The 22,620-nt window shown below is 44.5% G+C and carries 15 protein-coding genes and 1 tRNA gene; 15 read left to right on the forward strand and 1 reads right to left on the reverse strand.

What is annotated here, in order from left to right; translation table 11 throughout:
* Positions 1-109: 109 nt before the first annotated feature.
* The 15 genes from CIK93_RS12900 to CIK93_RS12970 all read left to right on the forward strand — a co-directional run bounded on the left by CIK93_RS12900 (position 110) and on the right by CIK93_RS12970 (position 20,477).
* A complete protein-coding gene (locus CIK93_RS12900; RefSeq protein ID WP_094434997.1) occupies positions 110-1,030 on the forward strand; it encodes a site-specific tyrosine recombinase in 921 nt (306 codons plus the stop codon).
* 94 nt (positions 1,031-1,124) lie between these two features.
* Positions 1,125-2,384 carry a methionine adenosyltransferase gene (gene metK / locus CIK93_RS12905; RefSeq protein ID WP_094447583.1) on the forward strand — a complete coding sequence of 420 codons (1,260 nt, stop codon included), beginning with the start codon at positions 1,125-1,127 and terminating at the stop codon, positions 2,382-2,384.
* Between the two features lie 9 nt (positions 2,385-2,393).
* Complete coding sequence (locus CIK93_RS12910; protein ID WP_094447584.1) at positions 2,394-3,422, forward strand: DUF4271 domain-containing protein; 1,029 nt, start codon at positions 2,394-2,396, stop codon at positions 3,420-3,422.
* Positions 3,423-3,429: 7 nt separating this feature from the next.
* Entirely contained in the window at positions 3,430-4,179 is a 750-nt protein-coding gene (locus CIK93_RS12915) for a uroporphyrinogen-III synthase (RefSeq protein ID WP_094447585.1), read from the forward strand.
* A 93-nt stretch (positions 4,180-4,272) separates the two neighbouring features.
* Entirely contained in the window at positions 4,273-4,665 is a 393-nt protein-coding gene (locus CIK93_RS12920; protein ID WP_094390947.1) for a ribonuclease P protein component, read from the forward strand.
* Positions 4,666-4,667: 2 nt separating this feature from the next.
* A complete protein-coding gene (gene yidD / locus CIK93_RS12925) occupies positions 4,668-4,919 on the forward strand; it encodes a membrane protein insertion efficiency factor YidD (protein WP_094391030.1) in 252 nt (83 codons plus the stop codon).
* Between the two features lie 53 nt (positions 4,920-4,972).
* Positions 4,973-6,268: a tyrosine--tRNA ligase gene (tyrS, locus tag CIK93_RS12930; RefSeq protein ID WP_094447586.1), complete on the forward strand. Its 1,296-nt coding sequence runs from the start codon at positions 4,973-4,975 to the stop codon at positions 6,266-6,268.
* A 70-nt stretch (positions 6,269-6,338) separates the two neighbouring features.
* Positions 6,339-6,409, forward strand: a tRNA-Gln gene (locus CIK93_RS12935).
* Between the two features lie 1,454 nt (positions 6,410-7,863).
* Positions 7,864-8,439: a DUF3575 domain-containing protein gene (locus CIK93_RS12940; protein WP_094390240.1), complete on the forward strand. Its 576-nt coding sequence runs from the start codon at positions 7,864-7,866 to the stop codon at positions 8,437-8,439.
* 19 nt (positions 8,440-8,458) lie between these two features.
* Entirely contained in the window at positions 8,459-9,781 is a 1,323-nt protein-coding gene (locus tag CIK93_RS12945) for a DUF3868 domain-containing protein (RefSeq protein ID WP_158215525.1), read from the forward strand.
* Between the two features lie 34 nt (positions 9,782-9,815).
* Positions 9,816-11,540 (forward strand): Mfa1 family fimbria major subunit, encoded by a 1,725-nt coding sequence (locus tag CIK93_RS12950; protein WP_094447588.1) that lies wholly within the window; start codon positions 9,816-9,818, stop codon positions 11,538-11,540.
* Between the two features lie 125 nt (positions 11,541-11,665).
* Positions 11,666-12,649 carry a FimB/Mfa2 family fimbrial subunit gene (locus CIK93_RS12955; protein WP_158215526.1) on the forward strand — a complete coding sequence of 328 codons (984 nt, stop codon included), beginning with the start codon at positions 11,666-11,668 and terminating at the stop codon, positions 12,647-12,649.
* Between the two features lie 106 nt (positions 12,650-12,755).
* On the forward strand, positions 12,756-13,742 hold the full coding sequence (locus CIK93_RS12960; protein WP_094447590.1) for a FimB/Mfa2 family fimbrial subunit: 987 nt from the start codon (positions 12,756-12,758) through the stop codon (positions 13,740-13,742).
* 5 nt (positions 13,743-13,747) lie between these two features.
* Positions 13,748-15,094: a DUF4906 domain-containing protein gene (locus CIK93_RS12965; RefSeq protein ID WP_094447591.1), complete on the forward strand. Its 1,347-nt coding sequence runs from the start codon at positions 13,748-13,750 to the stop codon at positions 15,092-15,094.
* 16 nt (positions 15,095-15,110) lie between these two features.
* Positions 15,111-20,477: a T9SS type A sorting domain-containing protein gene (locus CIK93_RS12970; protein WP_144007588.1), complete on the forward strand. Its 5,367-nt coding sequence runs from the start codon at positions 15,111-15,113 to the stop codon at positions 20,475-20,477.
* 430 nt (positions 20,478-20,907) lie between these two features.
* Here CIK93_RS12970 and CIK93_RS12975 read toward each other — a convergent pair whose 3' ends face one another.
* Positions 20,908-22,179 (reverse strand): ATP-binding protein, encoded by a 1,272-nt coding sequence (locus CIK93_RS12975; RefSeq protein ID WP_094447593.1) that lies wholly within the window; start codon positions 22,177-22,179, stop codon positions 20,908-20,910.
* Positions 22,180-22,620: the final 441 nt, after the last annotated feature.

The raw sequence follows: 22,620 nt of genomic DNA on the forward strand, positions 1-22,620 counted from the left end.
TAAAAATCTAAATTGCTAAATGTGTTTGCAAAGGTACGATTAAAAGCGGAATAACAAAAAGAAAAGCATATATATTTTGTTTTTTGCGCGTTTTGCAGTAATTTTGTGAATGAATATGAAGAAAAATAGCAAAGACTACGTACGTCCATACTTGCGTTTCCTGAGGTTGCAACGCGGACTTTCCGACAATACGCTCGATGCCTATGAGCGCGATTTGCAGAAGTTGTTGGGCTATCTGCGCGATGAAAACAAAGATGTGTTTGACGTGCAGTTGCCCGACCTGCAACATTTCGCTGCGACACTCCACGATATCGGCATCGGGCCACGCTCCCAGTGTCGCATACTCTGTGGGGTGCGATCCTTCTTTCGGTTCATGCAGACCGACGGTTGGCGTGACGACGATCCGTCGGAACTGTTGGAGAGTCCGGTGCTCGGCACTCATCTGCCAGAGGTACTCTCCACCCGTGAGGTGGATATGCTCAAGGCAAGCATAGACCTCACCAAATGGGAAGGGCAGCGCAATAGGGCGATTATCGAAACGCTCTTTTCCTGCGGACTGCGTGTCAGCGAACTCGTCACACTCAAGCTCAGCAACCTCTTCATACAAGAGCGCTACATCAGAGTGGTGGGCAAAGGATCTAAAGAGCGTCTCGTACCCATCTCGCAGAAAGCCCTCGACGAAATTGAATTTTGGTTTGCCGACCGTCGGCAGATGAATATCAAGCCCGGCGAGGAAGATTATGTGTTCCTCAACCGACGTGGGGCGCATCTCACCCGAACCATGATACTCATCATGATCAAGCGCCAGGCTGTGGCTGCCGGTATTCAGAAAACCATCTCTCCCCATACCCTTCGACATTCGTTTGCTACGGCATTGCTGGAAGGAGGTGCCGATTTGCGTGCCATACAAATGATGATGGGCCACGAATCCATAGCCACCACCGAGATTTATACCCATGTGGATATGAGTACGCTACGCCAGCAGATATTGGAACATCATCCGCGTAACGTCAAAAACGAGGTTAAATAGGTATAAATGCTTGCAGAACACCGCCGTTTTATTTTGTCATATCCCGAAATCTGCGTAACTTTGCAGCCGAAAACAAAAATATAAGAAGATAAACATGTCATACCTTTTCTCATCAGAATCAGTATCTGAAGGCCATCCCGATAAGGTGGCTGACCAAATCAGTGACGCCATACTCGACCAGTTTCTGGCTTACGACGAGCATGCTCGTGTGGCTTGCGAAACCTTTGTAACTACCGGACAGGTGGTTATCATGGGTGAGGTTAGAAGCAGTGAATATATTGACTTGCAGACCATTGCCCGCAATACCATCAAGAAAATCGGCTATACCAAGGCCGAATATCAGTTTGACGGAGACTCCTGCGGCGTGCTTACCGCCATCCACGAACAGAGCGACGACATCAACCGTGGTGTTGACCGTGAGGATGACGAAGACCAAGGCGCCGGCGACCAAGGCATGATGTTTGGCTATGCAACTAACGAAACAGAGAACTACATGCCTGTTTCGCTCGACCTCTCACATCTTATCGTAAGCACTTTGGCTGATATTCGTCGCGAAGGAAAGGAGATGACTTATCTCCGCCCCGACTCTAAGAGTCAGGTGACCGTACAGTATAGCGACGACGGAACACCCGAACGCATCGATACCATCGTCGTTTCAACCCAGCACGATGAGTTTGACGATGACGACGAGCGCATGCTTGCCACAATCAAGGCTGATGTGCTCAACATCCTCATACCACGCGTTAAAGCACAGATCAAGAGCGAGAAGGTGCTCAAGCTCTTCGACGATCAGATCAAGTACTACGTCAACCCAACGGGTAAGTTTGTTATCGGTGGTCCTCATGGAGATACCGGACTTACCGGTCGTAAGATCATTGTAGATACTTACGGAGGTAAGGGTGCACACGGTGGCGGTGCTTTCTCTGGTAAAGACTCTTCTAAGGTCGATCGTTCTGCTGCCTATGCCGCACGCCATATCGCTAAGAACATGGTGGCTGCCGGAGTAGCCGACGAGATGTTGGTACAGGTGAGCTATGCCATCGGTGTGGCACGTCCGATGAATATCTACGTCAATACTTACGGTCGTTCACGTGTGAATATGACCGACAGCGAGATAGCACAGCGCATCGAGAAACTGTTTGACCTGCGTCCAAAAGCCATCGAGCGCCAGTTGAAGTTGCGCCAGCCCATGTATCTGGAGACCGCAGCCTATGGTCACATGGGACGTCATCCCGAAGTGGTGAAGAAAACCTTTACCAGTCGTTATCATGAGACAAAAACCATCGACGTAGAGCTCTTCACTTGGGAAAAGCTCGATCGGGTAGAGGATATCAAACGCGAATTCGCACTTTAATTCTATTCCGTGCAACAGGCAGACAGCATTGCGCATAGTCAACATACGGCACATGCCGACACTGCGTTGGCAACTGGTGCTGCACCCGTGCGCCAACTGACACCGGCTCAGGTGCTCAGATGGTTGCCTCGCAATGCTACGCCTGCTCAGCAGGACTCTGCCATTCAAGCCCATTTCAAGCCGGCACCCATCCGATGGAGTACGCGCCCCGACACCCTGCATCTGCCGGGACATGATGCGGGTCACGATCTGTTGAAGGCAGAACTCCCGCAGTATTATCGCGAAGGATTCTTCTCCCACAATGCCATGTTCCACCCCGAACTCTCCGGTGGACGTATCGGTATTGCCGGTTCACCCGTGCCCTACAGCATCCATAACGATGACCTCATCACCTCTATGCTGGTGGTATGTTTCCTGGCTGCCGTTGTGGCATTCTCCCATGCCCGTCGTTTCGTGGCTCGCCAATTCAAAGCGTTCTTCTATCGACCTGCAGAAGGAATCACCGAGGTGAAGGAGACAAGTAGTGAGATGCGCTTCCAGTTTTTCTTAGGATTAGTCACCAGCCTGTTAGTGGCACTGGTGTGCTATTTCTATACGCTAAACTTTATCGGCACCACCTTCACACTTCAGTCCAACTACCAACTCATAGCCATCTTCTTTGGATTGACAGTGGCATATTTCACAGGTAAGCTCCTCCTTAGTACGTGGGTCAATCTGGTGTTCTTTGGAAAGAAAAAAAATGAACAATGGATAAAGTCCTCCTTGTTTCTTTTATCGGTAGAAGGAGTGCTTTTGTTCCCTGTCGTGTTGCTGCATGCCTATTTCGGTCTAAGTCCGGAAACCAGCATTACGTGCGTTGCTGTCGTGGCCATTTTGGTTAAAATCATGTCGCTCAGTAAGTGTCTGACCATCTTTTTCAATAGAAAACTCGTTAATTTGCAATTTTTTTTGTACTTTTGCACCCTTGAAATAGTACCGTTGCTTGTTTTTTGGAGTATAGCGGTATTCATAGGAAATTATCTGCAAATAAATTTTTAGGACACCGATGATCAAGAAGATTCTCATTTCGCAACCGAAACCAATAAGTGAAAAATCGCCATATTTTGATATTGCGGAAAAATATAACGTAGAGTTTGTATTCCGTCCTTTCATCAAGGTTGAAGGACTGGAACCTAAAGAGTTTCGTGCGCAGAAAATAAACATTCTCGATTTTACGGCAATTGTTTTCACTTCACGTCACGCCATCGACAATTTCTTCACGCTGGCAAAGCAGATGCGTATCACCATTCCTGAAGATATGAAATATTTCTGTGTGACAGAGACAATATCGCTGTATATACAGAAATACGTGCAGTATCGCAAGCGCAAAGTGTTCTTCGGAAATACTGGAAAGATTGACGATTTGCTGCCTACAATGGTTAAGCACAAGACAGAGAAATATCTTGTACCAATGAGTGATGTAAACAGTGGATCGGTAGCTAAGTTGCTGGAGTCGAAAAAACTGCAGCATCGCGAGTGCGTGATGTATCGCACCGTGAGCAACGACTTTACCGAACAGGAAGCAAAAGACTTCGATTACGATATGTTGGTGTTCTTCAGTCCTTCGGGAATTGAGTCACTCACCAAGAATTTTCCCAGCTTCGATCAGGGAAAAGTGGCTATCGCAACCTTCGGTCCTGCTACAGCCAAGGCTGCTCAGGATGCTGGATTGCGCATCGACTTGGAAGCTCCTTCAAAGCAATATCCCTCAATGACTGGTGCACTTCAACACTATCTGGAAGAGCACAAAGGCTAACTGCGCAACATTGCGCTATCCCAATGGCGAGGTCTTATCCGTTAGTGGATGACCGAGCCTCTATATATAAATAAGGTATAGACAGATATCACCATGGCTACCCATACGCTCAACAAGCAAGAGCGGTTGTGTGGATTGCGACTCACAGAACAACTCTTCGACAGGGCAGGCAGCCGCTCTGTGGCTTCATTCCCTATCAGGGCAGTCTGGAGAGAGACTGAACGCCACGAGGGCGAACCGCCTGTCAAGGTACTGATGAGCGTATCTAAACGCCATTTCAAACGGGCCGTCAAGCGTAATCGCGTCAAACGACAGTTGCGCGAAGCATACCGACTCAATAAGCAAATTATTGTTGAGGCTGTAGAACAGCAGTCGGGGCGTGCACTGATGGTGGGATTTGTATGGCTTGCCGACGAACTCTTCCCTTCTGAGGTGGTGGCAGAGAAGATAAACAAACTGTTGAACCGCATAGCAGAGAAATTATGATGATGCAGTGGGTACGTCGTCTGATAAAGATTATATCGCGCATATTGGTGTGGTTGTTGCTGCTACCCATCCGTTTCTATCAGGTGGCTATCACACCATATACACCGCCGTCATGCCGATTCACACCCACTTGCAGCGAATATGCACGTCAGGCACTCATCAAGCATGGCCCTGTCAAAGGACTTGCACTTGCCATTTGGCGCATCCTCAGATGCAATCCATGGGGCGGTTCGGGTTATGACCCCGTGCCGTGAACCATGCCCACAACTTGAAACAACATACAGGAAATCTAAAAACAATATAGTATATGAAGAACTTTGTAGAAGAACTTCGCTGGCGCGGAATGCTGGCACAGATGATGCCTGGCACAGAAGAACTGCTCCAGAAAGAAATGGTTTCGGCATACTTGGGTACTGACCCTACTGCCGATTCGTTACACATCGGTCACCTCTGTGGTATCATGATGTTGCGCCATTTGCAGCGTTGCGGCCACAAACCATTCATCCTGGTGGGTGGAGCTACCGGTATGATTGGCGACCCTTCAGGTAAGAGTCAGGAGCGCAATCTGCTGAACAATGAGACACTCTATCACAATCAGGAGTGCATCAAAGCACAGGTGGCTAAGTTTCTCGACTTCGATTCTAAAGAAGCAAATGCCGCCGAGATGGTCAACAACTACGATTGGATGAAGGACTTCACCTTCCTCGATTTCGCAAGAGAGGTGGGAAAGCACATTACCGTTAACTATATGATGGCTAAGGAAAGTGTGCAGCAACGTCTCAATGGAACTGCACGCGACGGACTGTCATTCACCGAATTCACCTATCAGTTGCTTCAGGGCTACGACTTCCTCTACCTCTATCAGCACAAAGGTGTGAAACTTCAGTTGGGTGGTAACGACCAATGGGGCAACATGACCACAGGTACCGAGCTCATCCGCCGTACCCTTGGCAACGATGTGGAGACCTTTGCACTCACTTGCCCACTCATCACCAAGAGCGACGGTAAGAAGTTTGGTAAGACCGAGAGTGGTAACATCTGGCTCGATCCTAAGCGCACCACACCTTATAAGTTCTATCAGTTCTGGCTCAATGTGAGCGATGATGATGCGGAACGCTATATCAAAATCTTCACTTCACTGGAGAAGGAGGTGATCGATGCACTGGTCGAAGAACACAAACAGGACCCCGGTCGCCGTATTCTTCAGAAGCGTTTGGCAGAGGAAGTTACTGTCATGGTTCACTCGCAGGAGGCGCTTGACACCGCTATCGAGGCTTCGTCTATCCTTTTCGGTAAATCTACCAAGGAGAGCCTGGAGCGTCTCGACGAACAAACCTTCCTCGATGTATTCGACGGAGTTCCTCAGTTTGAGATTGGCAAAGACCAGTTGGGGCAGCCTGCCATCGAACTCTTTACCGCTGCAGCACCTGTATTCCCTTCAAAGGGCGAGATGCGCAAAATGGTTCAGGGAGGCGGTGTAAGTCTCAACAAGGAGAAGCTGACCGACCAGAATCGTCCTATTACAGCCGAAGATCTCATCGATGGAAAGTATCTTTTGGCACAGAAAGGTAAGAAGAACTACTATCTGTTGGTAGTAAAATAATATTTTTTGAAGGAAAAATTTGGTGGAACGCCAAATTTTGCGTACCTTTGCAGCCGCTAACGGGTATGTATGTCCTATGGTGTAATGGTAGCACAACAGGTTTTGGTTCTGTTTGTGGTGGTTCGAATCCGCCTAGGACAACATTCCAAGCCATAGCAAAAGGGCTGGACTCTCACAAATGAGTCCAGCCCTTTGCTATTGATTATTTCTGTTTCTAACTCGCAGAAAAAAGGTTATGTGCTTTTATGATAGGATAATCGAATGAGTTGTAAATGTTTGTGTTGTTTTTGTTCTGTTGTGGCTGTAAATCAAATTTTGTTGCTGCGGTTTTGTATCATCTTCTTGTTGGTTGGCTGTGGTTTGGTGCTGTATGTGTTTGATATATAATTGGTTATATTGCTTTGTGGCGCATATCAGAAGGTTTGGATTGGATGTTGTGGCATGGAGAAAATGGTCCGGTTGTGTTCCAGTTCAGGGGTGACAACATGTGATGGGGTTTGAAAGGTTTTGTCGGATATTAAAAGGTACGCGCGCGAGTAGTTTCAGACTTTGTATTGGTAAAAAGAGGTCATTACAGCCATTTGCTTTGTCTTTGTTTGCGGTGTACCATCCAGTGGGTTGATTTGCAGCACGCGCCTTGTAAATGGCTGAAAACAGGCATAATGGTTGGAGGTTGTAGTTGGCAGATTGCTTTGTTTGCCTCTCGTCGCCGTTTCGATTGGCTCTCGTCGTCTTCTCGTCGTCATTTCGTTGTTTTTTCGCTGTTTTCTCGTTCGTTATTCGTTATGTCCTCGATCGGCTAACGAATAACGAACGAAAGCACAACGAGAGACGAACGAGGGACGAACGAGAAGTGATCGAGAAGCGAACGAAAAATGGCTGGGTGTTGGATGAAATTTGCGGTCAAATGTATGTATATCTTACCTTATATACCGTTTGTAGTGTTGAGATATATGAATGTCGTGATTTTTATGTCGCACACGAAATTTTTTTTATCCACGGAACTATAAGCAAGGGAACTCCAAGCAAATATCTACAAGTAAAATTATACATCCATTATACGAACCATATATTATACGTTCATTACACGAACATTAGCACGCCAACCTCCCTGATAAACTGCAATTTACACTTCTGTCACTCCATATTCTGGATGAACCTTTTCTAATTCGTCGCCGAGGCGGCGACGCTCCTCGTAGCTCATTACACGACAACAAAGTTTTTCGTTTATCTGCCACCCTATCTGCCACCCTATAACCCACAGACATTCATCGTGTTACAGCGATATTTGCCTTAAGGTGGCAGATGGCAGATGAAAAATAACATAAAATTACAGACCTAACTCTTTTCTGTTTGCACAATTATTTGTAACTTTGCCACAAGTTTTAATAATAACTTATTTAACAACAAAATATAAAATAAACAACACACTTCAAAATATAAAATAAATAACACACTTCAGACATAAAATAACAAAATACAAATAACCACCCCAAACACAACAACAGATAAAACAAAACAACTAAGGATTGAAGTATACCCCAACAAACACAAAAATAGAGGCATAGACACTCATATCCTGAATATGTATATTTATGAAAAAGTTGGCATTATTCATTGTTGTCATATTGTCAATGACAAGCTCGCAACTGTCCGCTCAGAATTTAGCCGTAAAGACAAACTTCCTTTACTGGGCTACTACCACACCTAATATCGGAGCCGAGGTTTCGATAGACAAGAATCATACAGCACAAATGTTTTTCGGACTAAACCCTTGGAAACAGTCGGGAGGCGACCATTCTACATTGCGTCATTGGTCGTTTACGCCCGAGTATAGATACTGGTTCTGCCAGAGTTTCAACGGTTGGTTTGTTGGAGCTCATCTCATGGGAGGTGAGTTTAACGTTAGTGGGGTAGACTTTCCCTTTGGATTGCTGTCCACACAGAAGAATCACCGCTATGAGGGATGGTTCATTGGCGGAGGCGTAAGCGGCGGATACCAATGGCCATTGTCAAGACATTGGAATCTTGAGACATCACTTGGTATAGGCTACGACTTTATAAAGTACGACAAATATAAATGTGGCACATGTGGCAGAAAACTTAAGAGCAGCCACACCAACTACTTTGGACCTACCAAGGCAGCACTATCGCTGATATATGTATTATAGAACAAAGCTGAAAAACGATATGAAACAGAACTTTCTTTACATATTGACATTTCTAACACTTGCCGTCAGTCCATGCCGAGGGCAAGAGTGCAAGGGTGTATCCATAGCCAACAGCAGCATAAAGGTGGAGAATGTAAGGGTGAGCCATATCGACAAGCAGCTTACGTTGTCGATGACCCTCAACCTCGACCAGCTGCAGATGCACACCAACAACCAGTTTGTTCTTTCTCCATCCATAACAACTGCCGATGGCGATGTGGCTATGCCTAAGATTGTGGTTAACGGCAACCGACAGCACATTATGCAGCAGCGCAACCGCCACAACAATTATGGTGCTGATGCCTACATCGTGAAACGCACCAACGGCAAACCGCAGCAGATAGCCTATCTGCGCTCTGTTGCCTACGACAAGAAGTTTGTTGACTATAAGGTGCGTATTAACGAGGACCTTTGCGGATGTGGCGACAACCTTGCCAACAAACAATACGAACTGATGGAATATCGCCGACCAACTGCCAAGTTTGTAAGACCAGAGGTGGTGGCAGAGAAGATACGCGAGCTGGACAAGCGTGCCTACATCGACTTCCCAGTAAACCGCACCGAGCTTAACCCTCTGTACCGTCGCAATCCAGAACAGCTCGACAGTATAATACGAACAATCAACACGCTAAAGGAAGACAACAACCTAACGGTGTTGGCAGTGAATATCCACGGATTTGCATCGCCAGAGGGACGCTTCGACAACAACGACCGCCTTGCCAAGGAGCGTGCGCACACCCTTACACAGTATGTGCAGCGTATGGTGCAGCTCGACGAAGGCATCTTCACGGTGTCGCACACGGCAGAAGACTGGGACGGTCTGCGCAAGTTTGTAGCCGAGAGCAACATCGAGCACAAGCAGCAGATACTTGACCTTGCCAACGACACATCGCTAAAGGAAGACGAACGCGAGGCTAAGATTAAGGCTGCATTTGCAGACGAGTACAAATTCCTTCTGGCTGTATGCTATCCAGCCCTGCGCCACTCCGACTACCATATTAAATATAAGGTGCGCCCATTCAATGTTGAGGAGGCCAAGGCTTTGGTAAAGACCCGACCACAATTGCTATCGCAAAACGAGATGTATATGGTGGCACAAACCTACGAGCCTGGCTCAAAGGAGTTTGGCGAGATAATGGAGATAGCGGTACGTATGTATCCTGACGATCCAACAGCCAACCTTAATGCAGCTTGCACACGTCTTAACGCAGGTGATGCCGAGGGTGCAAAGCCTTATCTTGACAAGGCTGGAGACAGCGAGGAGGCTAAGGCTGCACGAAAAGTATACGAAGAGATTAAATAACATAATTAACATTGATAATTAAACTCAAAGTATTATGAAGATATTTAAATTTTTCCCTTTGGCATGCGCTGCATTGATGATGAGTGCATGTAGTTCGGACAACGACATCGAAGGTGGAGCAACAAAACCTGGTAGTGATCCGCAGTATCTCGCTGTGAACATTGTGAATGTGGGAACAACTCCTACCCGTGCCGGAGAGTATGAGAATGGAACTGAGGAGGAAAGCAAAATCAAAAAGGTGCGTTTCTACTTCTTCAATGGTGATGGTTCGCCTTATCTTATCAAGAATCCTAATGTTACAGGAGTAACAGGTGGTGGAAGCGTAAACTATCTTGAGGCTACCCCTGGAGACGATACCACTACTCCTGGCTCATCAGCAAATGTAGAGAAGATTACGCAAACCGTACTCGTAATCAATGGTGAACAGAATGCTGCTCCTGCTGCTATTATGGCTGTTGTTAATCCAGAGACTGTTGAGCCTGCAACTCTCAAGAATGGCGCAACTATGAGATTGAGCGAACTTCGTAAAGCTGCAGTAGGTCAAAATTTCTACAAAAAGGATGCGTCAACAGGTGCTCTATCTGACTTTGTAATGAGCAACTCAGTATATGTAAATACAGGTGAAGATGTTTGTGCTTCGCTTGTTGCAGGTCATATAGCAACTTCGCAAGAAACTGCCATGACAAAGCCAGTAGACCTATATGTAGAGCGTGTTGTGGCTAAGGTTACTGCCAATGTTGATCTTAATGTCTTTGAGAAAGGTAATGGTACAAACTGGGATGCTACCCAATATGGTACAAAAACAGCTGTAGGCAAAATCGGAGCTTACGACGTTTATGCAGTTATCGATGGTTGGGGATTGGCTGACGAGAACGGTAAGGCTGAGATAGAAAAGCAGGTAAGCAAATCATGGACTGACGGAAATTTAGGCTTTAGCCCTTGGACAACATCCGACTATCACCGTTGTTTCTGGGAACAATCTGTAGCATTAGATGCAGGCATTGGCGGCAATCAGCCTGTTAATCATTTGTATAACGATTTTAAGGCCAAGATGAATGACGTATTGTACACATTGCCTAACACTCCAGACGCCACAATCACTAATGTATATGATAACAATGTGACAAAATTCTTGGTCGCAGCTACTCTTAAATACAAAGATGAGTATAACAATTGGCATTTAGCAGAGATATGTAGATATAATGGTGTGGAGTTTCTTGGAATAGACAACTTGAAGACGCAGGTGGCAAATACATTCTCGAAGTATTATACAAGTACTGATAATGGTTCTACATATACTCAGCTTGCTAAAGACGACATCACCTTTGCTGAGCCTACTACTTCTATGAAGAATTATCAAGTTACTCCAACTTTGGCACCCGACCCAGCAGGTGTTACTAAGAAGTATTACACCAAGACAACAAGTGGTACCACTCCTACTTTCACAGAAGTAGATAAGGCTACAGTATTGGCAGCCATTGAAGCAGATAAGGCAGAAATCAGAACAAATGGTAAAGCATACTACTATGTTCCAGTAAGGCACCTTGGTACTGCAGGAACTCTTGGCGAATATGGTGTTGTGCGCAACCACTTCTACAAGATTACTTTGAATGGTATTAAAGGCTTTGGTACGCCAGTATATAATCCTGATAAGGTTATTGACCCAACTGTGCCTTCTTACGATAATACATTTTTGGCTGCCCGCGTTCAGGTACTGCAATGGCGCGTAGTAAACCAGAATGTAAGCCTTGGCAAATAGTAAATATTAACAACTCTTTTTTTTAGGCGGTATGGCTCTCACACATGGAGGGGGAGCCGTACCTCCTATATAATTCTCCCACAAAACAACGAATTATGATAAACTTGACGTATATATTGAACAAAATGAAAGTAGCATCTATGGCTATGCTATTGCCCATCATCGCATGCTCGTGCTCGATGATGCACGAAGACATGGGCGAATGTAAGCAAGAACTAAGGCTGAAGTTCAAATACGACAAGAATATGAAATTTGCCGATGCCTTCAGCTCACAGGTGAAGACTCTATCGCTGCATGCTTACAACAAGAACGGAGAAATGGTTTTCGACAAAACGGAAGCTGTAAGCGACATAGAGGCTGCAGGAGGATACATTACTCTCGACATAAAGCCATGCGTATACTCGCTACAAGTATGGGCAGAGGGCGAAAACGTGTATGACGGATCATACAAATATTCAACTAAAGGAAAGGCAGAAGATGGCATTGAAAACCTGGACTGCAAGATAAACAGAGACGGAAGAAAGGTGGACCACGACCTTAACGCTCTGTATCACGGTATGATGGGAAACGTAGACCTGAGAATGGACGACTACGGGGTGAAGACGTTCGCCATGCCGCTGACTAAGAATACCAACAACATAAAAGTGGTGATACAGAATGCCTCGGGCAAAAAGTTGAAAGCAAGCGACTTCAGCTTCGAGATTGACGACGACAACTCATGGCTTGATTGCTATAACGACAATATAAAAGAAGACTCGATAACTTATCGCCCATGGTCGCAATACGATGGCATTGTGGGCGCAGAAGAGAGCGAAACACAGGTGTCGGCAGTGGTGGCTGAGATGACTGTGAACAGACTGTTTGCAAACAAAAACCCACGACTAAAGGTTTATAACAACGAAAATGGAAAACTGGTGTTCAACATTCCGCTCGTAGACTATGCGCTGCTCGTTAAGGGCAACTACAACAAGGATATGACCGACCAAGACTATTTGGACCGCCAAGACGAATATAGCTTCGTATTCTTTGTAGACGACGGCATGAACTGGCTTAGCGCCTCGATATTCGTTAACTCATGGAGAGTGGTGTTGCAGAATGTAGGAATGTAAGAAACACGATACTTATTATCATAGAAAAAGATATCGACACTTGATGTTTTATCATATTAAAAATATTATAATTAGAACAGTTATTGTGCCATTGCTGTGTGTGGCAATGACGGCATGTTCGGACGACGATGGCGTAGGCGCTATCGCCAAGAACGATGTGCGCGTCGCCTTCACAATGATGGTTGCCGACGCTGCATCTACACGTGCCGCAAACGAGGGGTGGGACAACTACGACCCTAAGCAACCAGGCATAGAAGATGAGAATATGATTAACACCGACGACTTACGTATAGCCATTTGCGACGGTATGGGCAACATCATTGGAGATGTGGAGACTATAACGGTGACGCCAATGAGCGACCCTTCGGGCACTAAATATGCAATAACAGGAGTATGGAAGAATGCTAAAGACGATATTGCAAGGGCTAAGAAGATAATGATTGTAGCTAACTGCAATGCTGCGAAACTAAGCACAATCGCCCTACCCGACTTGAAATACAACATAGATACTGAGACAAGGAAATATATACCTATGTGGGGTGTGGCATCGCTGCCAGCACTTACATTAGGCACACAAACAGACATGACAGAGCAGATATATTTGCTCAGAGCGATGGCGAAGGTGAGAGTGGAGATGCGCTCGGATATGGCATCGTATGGATATTCCATAGGTAGCATGCACATCAACAACTATAACACTCAAGGATATTGTTTGCCAAAGAACTATAACTCGGCAAATAAGACTCAGGAGCTACGCTTCGACAATTCGCTAAACGTACTTGAAAGCCGAGCGGCAAGCATAGGATTGACGGATGGAAAAGCAACATACATACCAGAATACGACAATACCAGCACTGGGGCTACGCCATCGACAATAACCGTTGACCTGAACAGAAATGGTAAGCACGAAGGCACTTACACCCTGGAGTTTCGCAATTATGATACCGACGGCAAGCCTACAGGCACACCATACGATATTCAGCGCAACCACTACTATACATTCTTGATATACAAAGAGGACGGAAAAATCATTGTTAGCCTGCATGTAAGGAAATGGAATAAGCGCATATACGACGAAGATATAATAATGTAAAGAATATGAAGAATATTTCGCTTTCGATATTGACACTCATAGCAACTTTGATGTTTTGTGGCTGCTCGGCTGACACTAATGAAGAGTGGGCAGAGGAGAGCAAGCCTGTGAGCGTGCGCATAAATATTTTTGCATCTGCAGGCGGAGCTTTGTCACGAGGCAGCGGAGAGCTGGAATGGACCGACGACAATAGCGACAAGGGAGAGATGATGAAAAATTGCTTCGTCATTATCGTGCAGGACGGCATTATCAAGAATCTGCTTGTTAGCGAAGACTATACTGAGGAGAAAAGCTGGGTTGGAACGCTTACGGCAAAAATAAATCCAGGCGAGACTACTTTTTATTCGTTTGCCAATATAAAGCCGGAGGATGTGGGAATAGACTCGAAAATAGACTATTCCACCACCAACACTCCTCTACCTACAGGTTTTGACAGCAAGCTATATAGCGTGAAAGGCAATGTGCTTACGGCAGCCGACTTTCCGAAGGGAATACCTATGAGCAATAAGCAGACCATAGAGATAAAGAAGACTACTGCCGACCTGAATCTCGAAGTGATAAGAATGGTGGCTAAGGTGAAGCTGAAGATAACAAACGACACGCCAAACGAAATAAAGTTGAGGAGTGTGTCGCTAACAGATATTACCAAGAACGAGGCAAATAATCTGTATCTGCTGCCTGGCAGGGATAATGGCACAGCCGTGGAGCCAAATCTAAATCCATCGGCATCGAAGGAGGACTACGTGATAAATTTCAACCCTGAGGTGGTGGTGGAGGCAAAGACTACGACTCCGAAGATAATATCATTCTATGTGAACGAGTCGGTAGCAGAGAATCCAAACTATTTTGTAGTGGGCGTAAAGACCGACCATGCCACGATGAACCTACGTGCAGCACTATCAAAATGGAATACCATATCACGCAATGACTATTTGGAGATACCTATAAAGCTAAACAACTATAGAGTGAGATTTAAGGTGGAGCAATTTACAGCTATTGGCGTATTGCCCAAAGTGGAGCAAAACGACGAGAAGCTGACCATAAGATTTAAGAGCTATGGCGAATTTCATCTTATCCCTTATGTTGTGCGCTTAAGCGATGGCGTAGAGCTAACTCCGGGTACCGATAGCGAAAACGGATGGAGGTTTGATGAATGGCAAACGCAGAAGATGGTGCCAGATGGTGCTGAGGGAGTATGTATTTACGACCGCATGCCTGTGGCTGTGCCATCACGAAAGACCATAGAGGGCGTGGTGGGCAATCGCAATGGCTATGCCATTCACCAGATACTGATAGGCATAAAGGATTTGGAGTATGCCATTCCGTACAGAGTGGAAATAATAAAAGAATAAATCTGCTTGATATAATATGATAAAGAAGTTTAGATATATATATGTATGCTTGATAGCGGTGTTGGCATGTTGTGTCAGCACAAGTGTTAGTGCCCAGAAGAGTGTGTTTGCGCATTATAAAGGCGTGAATGACATGCCGTATATCAGAAATCCATATGGTATAGAGATGCAGCAGGTGCATGAGTATGAGTATACTTACTACGTAACGGGAGGTCGTGAGATAGACTTACCATTGCCGTTTGAAAATTATACTCAAGAAAAAGATACAGACATCGAGCCTAAAGGCTACATCAGATGGTACGACTATAATACAGACATGGCTAATCCACGACTCTCTGTATATAACACTACAAACTTGAAAGAGGTCAATGACAATAACGACAAAGCACGTGGATTGTTTGCATGGAAAAATAAGACAAATAGTGAACCTTCCGGTCCAAACCGTAATAAAGTTGGTGTGAAGTATAAAGCGCCTACCGATGCCGATGACGCTACATGGAAAGGTGAGGATGTTGCATGTGATGTGAGCAAATATACCGACTTTGAACCTATGGTAAGTGGCAAAGACCAATACTTCACCCACGAGCCTACATTGCAGATACGCTATATCTTCCATATTCGCCCTGCAAAGGCTATGGCAGAGAATATTATAAAAACAACAGCTACCGACCTTCGCACCGCAGACTCTGACTTGACGATAGAGGACAACCGCCGTATTGTGTTTGGTGCAAAGGATGCTAATGCAAAAATGTCGGTACGTGTAAACTATAAGCCGAGCAATTATTTCTTTTATCCTCTAAAACCAAAAGATGGTAAACAAAGGCATCTTCTCTCTTCGGACGAAGCGCATAGCATAAAACAAGCCGACTACGACAAGAGAACACTTTATAATGCCAATGGATTTGTATGGCTTGCCTATGACGAGACAAAGACAAAGTATACTGTGTTGATATCAAGTGGTACTGTACAATTGCACAATTCCACTTCCATGAACGCATTAATGAATAACGGAAGTGGTTGGAAAAACTTAGATGGTACTCCTACTACGAAACCAAATATTACATTCGGTAGTATAGTGTATCTTGTGGCTTACGCCTACTATAATAATAACTCTATCCAAGCTCCAATAGCCAGTTTTGAGATTCTATATCAGAATACTTATCCCAAGACGATGAAGCAGCTGACAGATGATGGCGATAATGAGCGTACACTTGCCTATTTTGAATCGCATTATAAGCAAGTCACAAAGCCTATATCGTTTGACGACGATAACGACAAGCTTACCATGGTAGCTCCTACAGTAGAGAACAATATGGCACATTATGCCTCAAGATGGGACAGACGTGCATATAGCTTTGTATATCCAGAGCTGCGCGACTATGCTTGTCCTAATGGGAAGGCTTTAATACATGGCGAATATGGACTGTTTAAGAGTGCTAACTTGGCTGGTATTTCTGACAATTCAGTAACTTCAACTACAGGAAAGACTTTGTACAAGTGGTGGAATTCCGCAGTTCTCCATGACCGTACACATGCAATTACTAACGGTAAGCAGTATGGATATTTCCTCTATGTGGATGCATCAGACGAAAGCCGACAGATAGCTTCTATCGACTTTAAGGCTGACTTTTGCTCGGGAGCACGTCTTATATTCTCGGCTGCGGTTACTGACTTTACAGGTCCTAATGCTCCAGTACAACCTCAGGTGCTGTTCAAAATCTATGGCATCATAAAGGATGAGAACGACAAGGTGACTCATCAGCGACTGCTGACATCATTCACATCAGGCGACTTTGCCTCTAACACAAAGGGACGACAGATAGGTACTTGGTTTCAGGTGTATAGCCGAATAGTGATGAGAAAGAATATGGGAGTGGAAAACTATTCCGACTTCCGCATTGTGCTCGACAATATGTGTGCGAGTACTTATGGTGCCGACTATGCCATTGACGATATTCGACTATATATTCAGCATGCAAAGGTGGACGTGCTGCAGAATCAGCCTGCTTGTCCTGATGCTAAGAGCGGAAGCATAGCAAACCACGAGATTACACTTAAAATAACTTCGCACTACGAAAATGTGCAGGCTATAACAGGTGTGGGCAAGGAGTCGAAGTTGTTTTATCGTATATCCGATATGGATGGCAAGCCGTTTGCGGGCATCGACTATAATGGCGACGGTACTGCCGACGAATATGGCGAGGTAACTATTCCTGCCAACTATGATGCTTCTTCTTCGGCGTTTGAGATAGACCCTGAGGGACATGTAATATTGGTGATTGACAACAGGCACTTCGATTTGCCTTTGGGAAAGAAGTTCTATGTTTCGGTGGCTTATCCTGATGCTGATGGCAATCCCGATGAATGGGGAAAGTTTACTGATGAATGCTCATCATATAGCGATGAGTTCAGCATTGTGCAGCAGAAGGTGGTTATATCTGATGCCAACGGAAGTGTGGTTACTACGGTGAGAGTGTCGTGCGACGGCAATAGTACACCTGATGTGGATATTAATGCAAAGCTTGAGACTGCCGACAAAGTGGGCGGTGGCTCTATCTTGCTTAATAACGTGAAGTTTGACTGGTTTGTGGGAACTCCAGATGGCGCAGACAATAAGTTTTCTTCTATCACAGACTTACAGCAGGCGTTAGGAAACTATCGCGCTATTTATAAATCTGCAACTTCTCTTAATGCAGCATTCCAAACATCTAATCCTGCCGACTATGCATTGCTTAAAAGATATATCGCTGGCGTAGAAGGCGAGGGAACATTGGTATTGGCTGTAAGCAACAGTCTTACGGGGTATAAGTTTAAACAGGTGGGAACATACAAGATAGCGGCTGTTCCTATTGCAACTTCAATAAAGCAGGGAACTGTGACTTACGAAATATGTTCAGACCCTATGTACTTCACTATTCGTATTGTGGAGGATGGTCCGAAGCTTATTCTTGGTTTCGACAAAGTGGTTTATCCTACCGACGACCGTGCCGTGCGCATCGGTTTGCCACAAATAAGGGAGATGCTGAAGAAGGCGGACAATGGCATGCTGATATTGCCGGTGGTTGAACTTAATAATGGAAAAGACGAGAATATTGAGATTAAGTTCCTTGATGATCAAAAGGTATTTATCTCAGACAGCAACGACCCTACTTTCACTTCAACAAAACAGATTGTTGGTAAGTTGAAAGAAGAAACTTTGGCAACAGGAAAAAAGACATTGGGACTGGTGTTTGACGATAATGTCTTGGATATTCTGCATGAAGGATATTGGTATGAGCTGAACTTCTCGTATGAACTGCATAATAGTACTACGACAGCTGCATGTCCTGGCGATTTGTTCATAACGTTAAAGGTGGTGCCAGAGTATCTTACATGGTTTCCTACCGTTGCAAACAAGCTTAATGCCAACTGGAACAACGACCTGAACTGGAAGAGATCTACGGCAGCAGAGCTATACGACAAAAATTATGAAGACTATGGTGAGGCTACTTGTGGCAATCCGGTTAATGCAAAATTGACAAGACAACAGGCTTATACGCCAATGAAATTCTCGAAGGTTGTTATACCTGAAAATAAGTTGGTATATCCAGGACTTGGCAATATCGTTTATCGTGTGAGTAACAATATCGCTACGAAGTTGACAAACTTTAAGGGCGAGGAGGCTACATCGGGTATTGAATACGACTTTGTGGTGACATGGAACGACAATACTGCCGACCCTGACGACCATTCTACAGACGGCAACGGAACGTTTAAGTGTGAGACTTTCCATGGTAATCTCTGCGACCAGATATTCTTCAAGGCACAAGCTGAGCTGCTCAATCAGCCATACCTTATATATAATAAGGCTTTCGTGGAGAAGGAAGTGGAGAGCAACAAATGGAATCTCGTATCGACCCCAATGAAGAATATTTATGCTGGCGACTTCTTTGTGCCAAAAACAACAGGCAGGGAAGAATCGAAGACTGCTTTCTCGGCAATGAACTTCGATGGGACTTCTGATAATCGTGTGGCAGCCCCAGTGTATCAGCGCAATTGGGATAGCAACGAAACGCAGGTAGTGGATGGCGGAACTCAATATAAGGTTCACGATTTTGATGGCAATAACATCAGCATAGAAAGCATATCAGATGCTTCGATGAATGTAGAGTCGCTATATTGGAGCCATGTATACAATAAGCTGAACGAGAATTATTCTGAAGGCAAGGGCTTTGCTCTAAAGGCTGGCGACCAATATAAAACCCTGTCGGCAAAATGGCTATTCCGTCTGCCTAAGGAGGATGAGGAATATAAATACTTTGAACCAGATGGAGGGTATTCTGACTTGAAGGTTTCTGTGCCAAAGCCTGAAAAGTATATGCTAAATGTGCCATACTCTAATGAGCCTGGCTTGTTGGGCGAAATCTCTCAGCCGCTCACATCCAATACTCATAGCAATAATCGCTACTACATAGTGGGCAATCCGTATACTGCATCGCTTAGTATGTATCAATTCCTAAATGGAAACCCGAGCTTTGAGCGTAAGGTGTGGACTTTAGTAGATGGTGTTCTTAAGGCACATAGTGTGCCAGAGGGTACATACAACCGCAGTCAAGATTATATCATTGAGCCAATGCAAGGCTTCTTTGTTAAGGTTAAGGAGGGCGAGACGGTTAGTCAAGCTAACTTTACTTTGATGATGACTACAGACCGCTGGATATCTGGTGGTACTGCTGTACAGGAACCTGCTGCAGTATATATCAATGTAGTTAATGATGATCATCTGTGTTCTACAGCTAAGGTTGTGGTTTGCAATGATGCCGACGACGAATTTGTTGATGATGAGGATGTTGAGTTGCTTAACAACTCTGATATTGAAGATGTTCCGCAAGTGTATACTGTCGCGGGCAATCAGGCTGTTGCTCTTAACAAACTCTCAAACATCAACTTCCTGCCGTTGGGCATCATTGCTAAGGTGGATGGAAATGTGATGAGTAATGGCGCAACTGTTAATGTTGAAATATCAGCAAACCGCTATGTTACTGATAAGCTGTTTGTGTTTGATGCCAAGATGGGAACTTTCACTCCTGCCGATGCTCCAATATCCATTATGGCTAATGAGCATGGTAGATACTACATCACCACATCTACTTACAACTTGAAGCAACATAATGATGAGGCTAATATCAAGTGTTTCTCGCCTAATAGCGGTACTATAACGGTGAGTTCACCTAATATAGCTATTGCTAATGTGCGTATATACAATTTCGAAGGCTTGCTCGTAACATCGGCTTTAGGCATTAATCAAGCATCTTGGACCAAGAATATTGGTTGTGGCTTGTATATTGTAAAGGCTGAAACTAAGGATGGACAGAGCAAGACATTCAAGCTAAGTGTAAGATAATACACCTATGCAGTGGGCTGTAAACACTAACATCGGAATACAATATCAATTTGCACCAAAGTTGACATTGTTTGTTGAGCCAACGCTGAATAGGTACATTCCGAATGGAAGCGAAGTCAAGAATACTTGGACAGAACGTCCATTTATATTGACTGACCTTTCGGTATTAGGCTCTCTTGGTAAGAAAGTATCATTTTGCATGCAGTCTTTATGAATGATCTGTATCTATATATACAGAAAAGTCAAAAATAAGATACAACTTTTTATTGATATTTCCTCGATTGGCCGTATTTTGTTTCCTCAGTTGGCTTGTTTTGTCGTGACTCAGCATAGTAAAAGCGCGCTCTTACTATGTCTTCGCTACTCCAAAACATCTTGCCGTAGGCTACCCCCAAAAATTAACATCTTACTCCTGCTTATTCATTTGGTTTTAATCTTTCAGGCATCCGATAGGAACCACATAAACCCCATCTTTTCTTCGATAAGCGAAATCGCCTGTTCCTGTAAGTACCATCATGAAAGATGGTTCATTCATTTTTTCTGTATTTATTTTACCCGCAAGAGTTAATAGATTTTCAGCACCCTCGTTGATGAGTTTATCACCCCCTAACTTAATTTCTATAAGTCCATATTTTCCATTGCGCAGATGTACTACGGCATCACATTCTAATCCGTTTTTGTCGCGATAATGATACACCTCTCCGTCCAGCGCATCAGCAAAAACTCGTAAATCACGAACACATAGAGTCTCAAAAAAGAGTCCCATCGTGTTGAGGTCATTAATAAGATCTTTAGGGCCAAGTCCCAAAACAGCCGTTCCAATAGATGGGTCTATGAAGTAACGGGTATTCGCTGTACGGATAGCTGTCTTGGAGCGTAGGTTAGGATTCCAGGCTTCAGAGTCCTCTATTACAAAAATCTTACGTAACATTTCCAGATAGTTACCTGCTGTTTTTACACTAATTTCATTTTCGTCATTTGTCATCATATCAGCCACAATCGTTCCGATGGTAGCTTGTGATCCTTGGTTTCTGGCGTATGAACGTAATAGCAATCTGGTTGTTGTAGCGTTGCGATTTACTCCATCCACTCGCGAAATATCTTTTTTGATGACTGCATCCACATAGTCGAAGGCTTGTTCCAACGCAGCTTCTGCTTGTAATCCACAAGCAAATGGCCAGCCACCACGACAAATCAGATATGCCAGATCGTCTATCTTCAGTTTGTTAACTGCAACAATTTTTTCTGGTGTTTCAAATAAATGTGCCAAACTTACTTTTCCATTTGATTCGCCAGACTCATAGAGACTCATTGGGCGCATAGTCAGCCAACAGAATCGCCCTGTTCCAGAATGTTGCATGTCTTTTTCATCTGCAGGAACTGCGGACCCAGTCAATACAAACTGTCCTACGTCATGGCGATGGTCAACCTCAAATCTGATGGCATCCCATAGTTTTGGTGCCAGTTGCCATTCGTCAATAAGTCTTGGTGTATCACCATCCAGCAAAACAGAAGCGTCAATCTCTGCCATTTGTAGATTAGTTTCCAATGAGGCAGGATTATCCATATACAAGATACTGTTTGCTTGTTGTTCTGCAGTGGTTGTCTTTCCACACCATTTTGGGCCTTCTATCAAGATAGCTCCCTTGCTTGCCAGTTTCTTGGTTAGCATTTGATCTGCGATTCTATGTTTGTATTCCATAGTTTCATATATTTGATATTTTGTGTGCAAAGATACAACTTTTTATTGATATTTCCTCGGTTGGCCGTATTTTGTTTCCTCAGTTGGCCGTATTTTATTTCCTCAGTTGGCTGTATTTTGTTTCCTTAGTTGGCGGAATAATGTCGCTATTAAAGATTTTATTGGGGGTTAGTTGCCTACGGCAAGATGTTTTGGAGTAGCGAAGACAGAGGGAAGCTCGGTTCACTCTGTTGAGTCACGCCAAAACAAACCATAGGTAAATCTTGGAGGAAATCTTTGAAAAAATCTATGGCCTATGGCCAGAAATCTATATTTAACGTGAGTTCGACGAAATATAAGTGTCTAAAAATTTGGTGATTAGCGAAAATTGTTGTAACTTTAAGGTGCTAAAAAATCAAAAGTTTACAAACAATAATCGCTATGATCACCGAGGACAAAGTT

It is taken from the genome of Prevotella sp. P3-92, assembly GCF_002251205.1.
Lineage (GTDB): Bacteria > Bacteroidota > Bacteroidia > Bacteroidales > Bacteroidaceae > Prevotella.

Excerpts from the sequence above, each read along its gene's own strand:
- CIK93_RS12965 (WP_094447591.1), top strand. The coding sequence starts at position 13,748 with ATGAAGAATATTTCGCTTTCGATATTGACACTCATAGCAACTTTGATG.
- CIK93_RS12960 (WP_094447590.1), top strand. The coding sequence starts at position 12,756 with ATGACGGCATGTTCGGACGACGATGGCGTAGGCGCTATCGCCAAGAAC.
- CIK93_RS12945 (WP_158215525.1), top strand. The coding sequence starts at position 8,459 with ATGAAACAGAACTTTCTTTACATATTGACATTTCTAACACTTGCCGTC.
- CIK93_RS12915 (WP_094447585.1), top strand. The coding sequence starts at position 3,430 with ATGATCAAGAAGATTCTCATTTCGCAACCGAAACCAATAAGTGAAAAA.
- CIK93_RS12975 (WP_094447593.1), bottom strand. The coding sequence starts at position 22,179 with ATGGAATACAAACATAGAATCGCAGATCAAATGCTAACCAAGAAACTG.
- CIK93_RS12970 (WP_144007588.1), top strand. The coding sequence starts at position 15,111 with ATGATAAAGAAGTTTAGATATATATATGTATGCTTGATAGCGGTGTTG.
- CIK93_RS12940 (WP_094390240.1), top strand. The coding sequence starts at position 7,864 with ATGAAAAAGTTGGCATTATTCATTGTTGTCATATTGTCAATGACAAGC.
- yidD (WP_094391030.1), top strand. The coding sequence starts at position 4,668 with ATGCAGTGGGTACGTCGTCTGATAAAGATTATATCGCGCATATTGGTG.
- CIK93_RS12920 (WP_094390947.1), top strand. The coding sequence starts at position 4,273 with ATGGCTACCCATACGCTCAACAAGCAAGAGCGGTTGTGTGGATTGCGA.
- CIK93_RS12900 (WP_094434997.1), top strand. The coding sequence starts at position 110 with ATGAATATGAAGAAAAATAGCAAAGACTACGTACGTCCATACTTGCGT.
- metK (WP_094447583.1), top strand. The coding sequence starts at position 1,125 with ATGTCATACCTTTTCTCATCAGAATCAGTATCTGAAGGCCATCCCGAT.
- tyrS (WP_094447586.1), top strand. The coding sequence starts at position 4,973 with ATGAAGAACTTTGTAGAAGAACTTCGCTGGCGCGGAATGCTGGCACAG.
- CIK93_RS12955 (WP_158215526.1), top strand. The coding sequence starts at position 11,666 with ATGAAAGTAGCATCTATGGCTATGCTATTGCCCATCATCGCATGCTCG.
- CIK93_RS12950 (WP_094447588.1), top strand. The coding sequence starts at position 9,816 with ATGAAGATATTTAAATTTTTCCCTTTGGCATGCGCTGCATTGATGATG.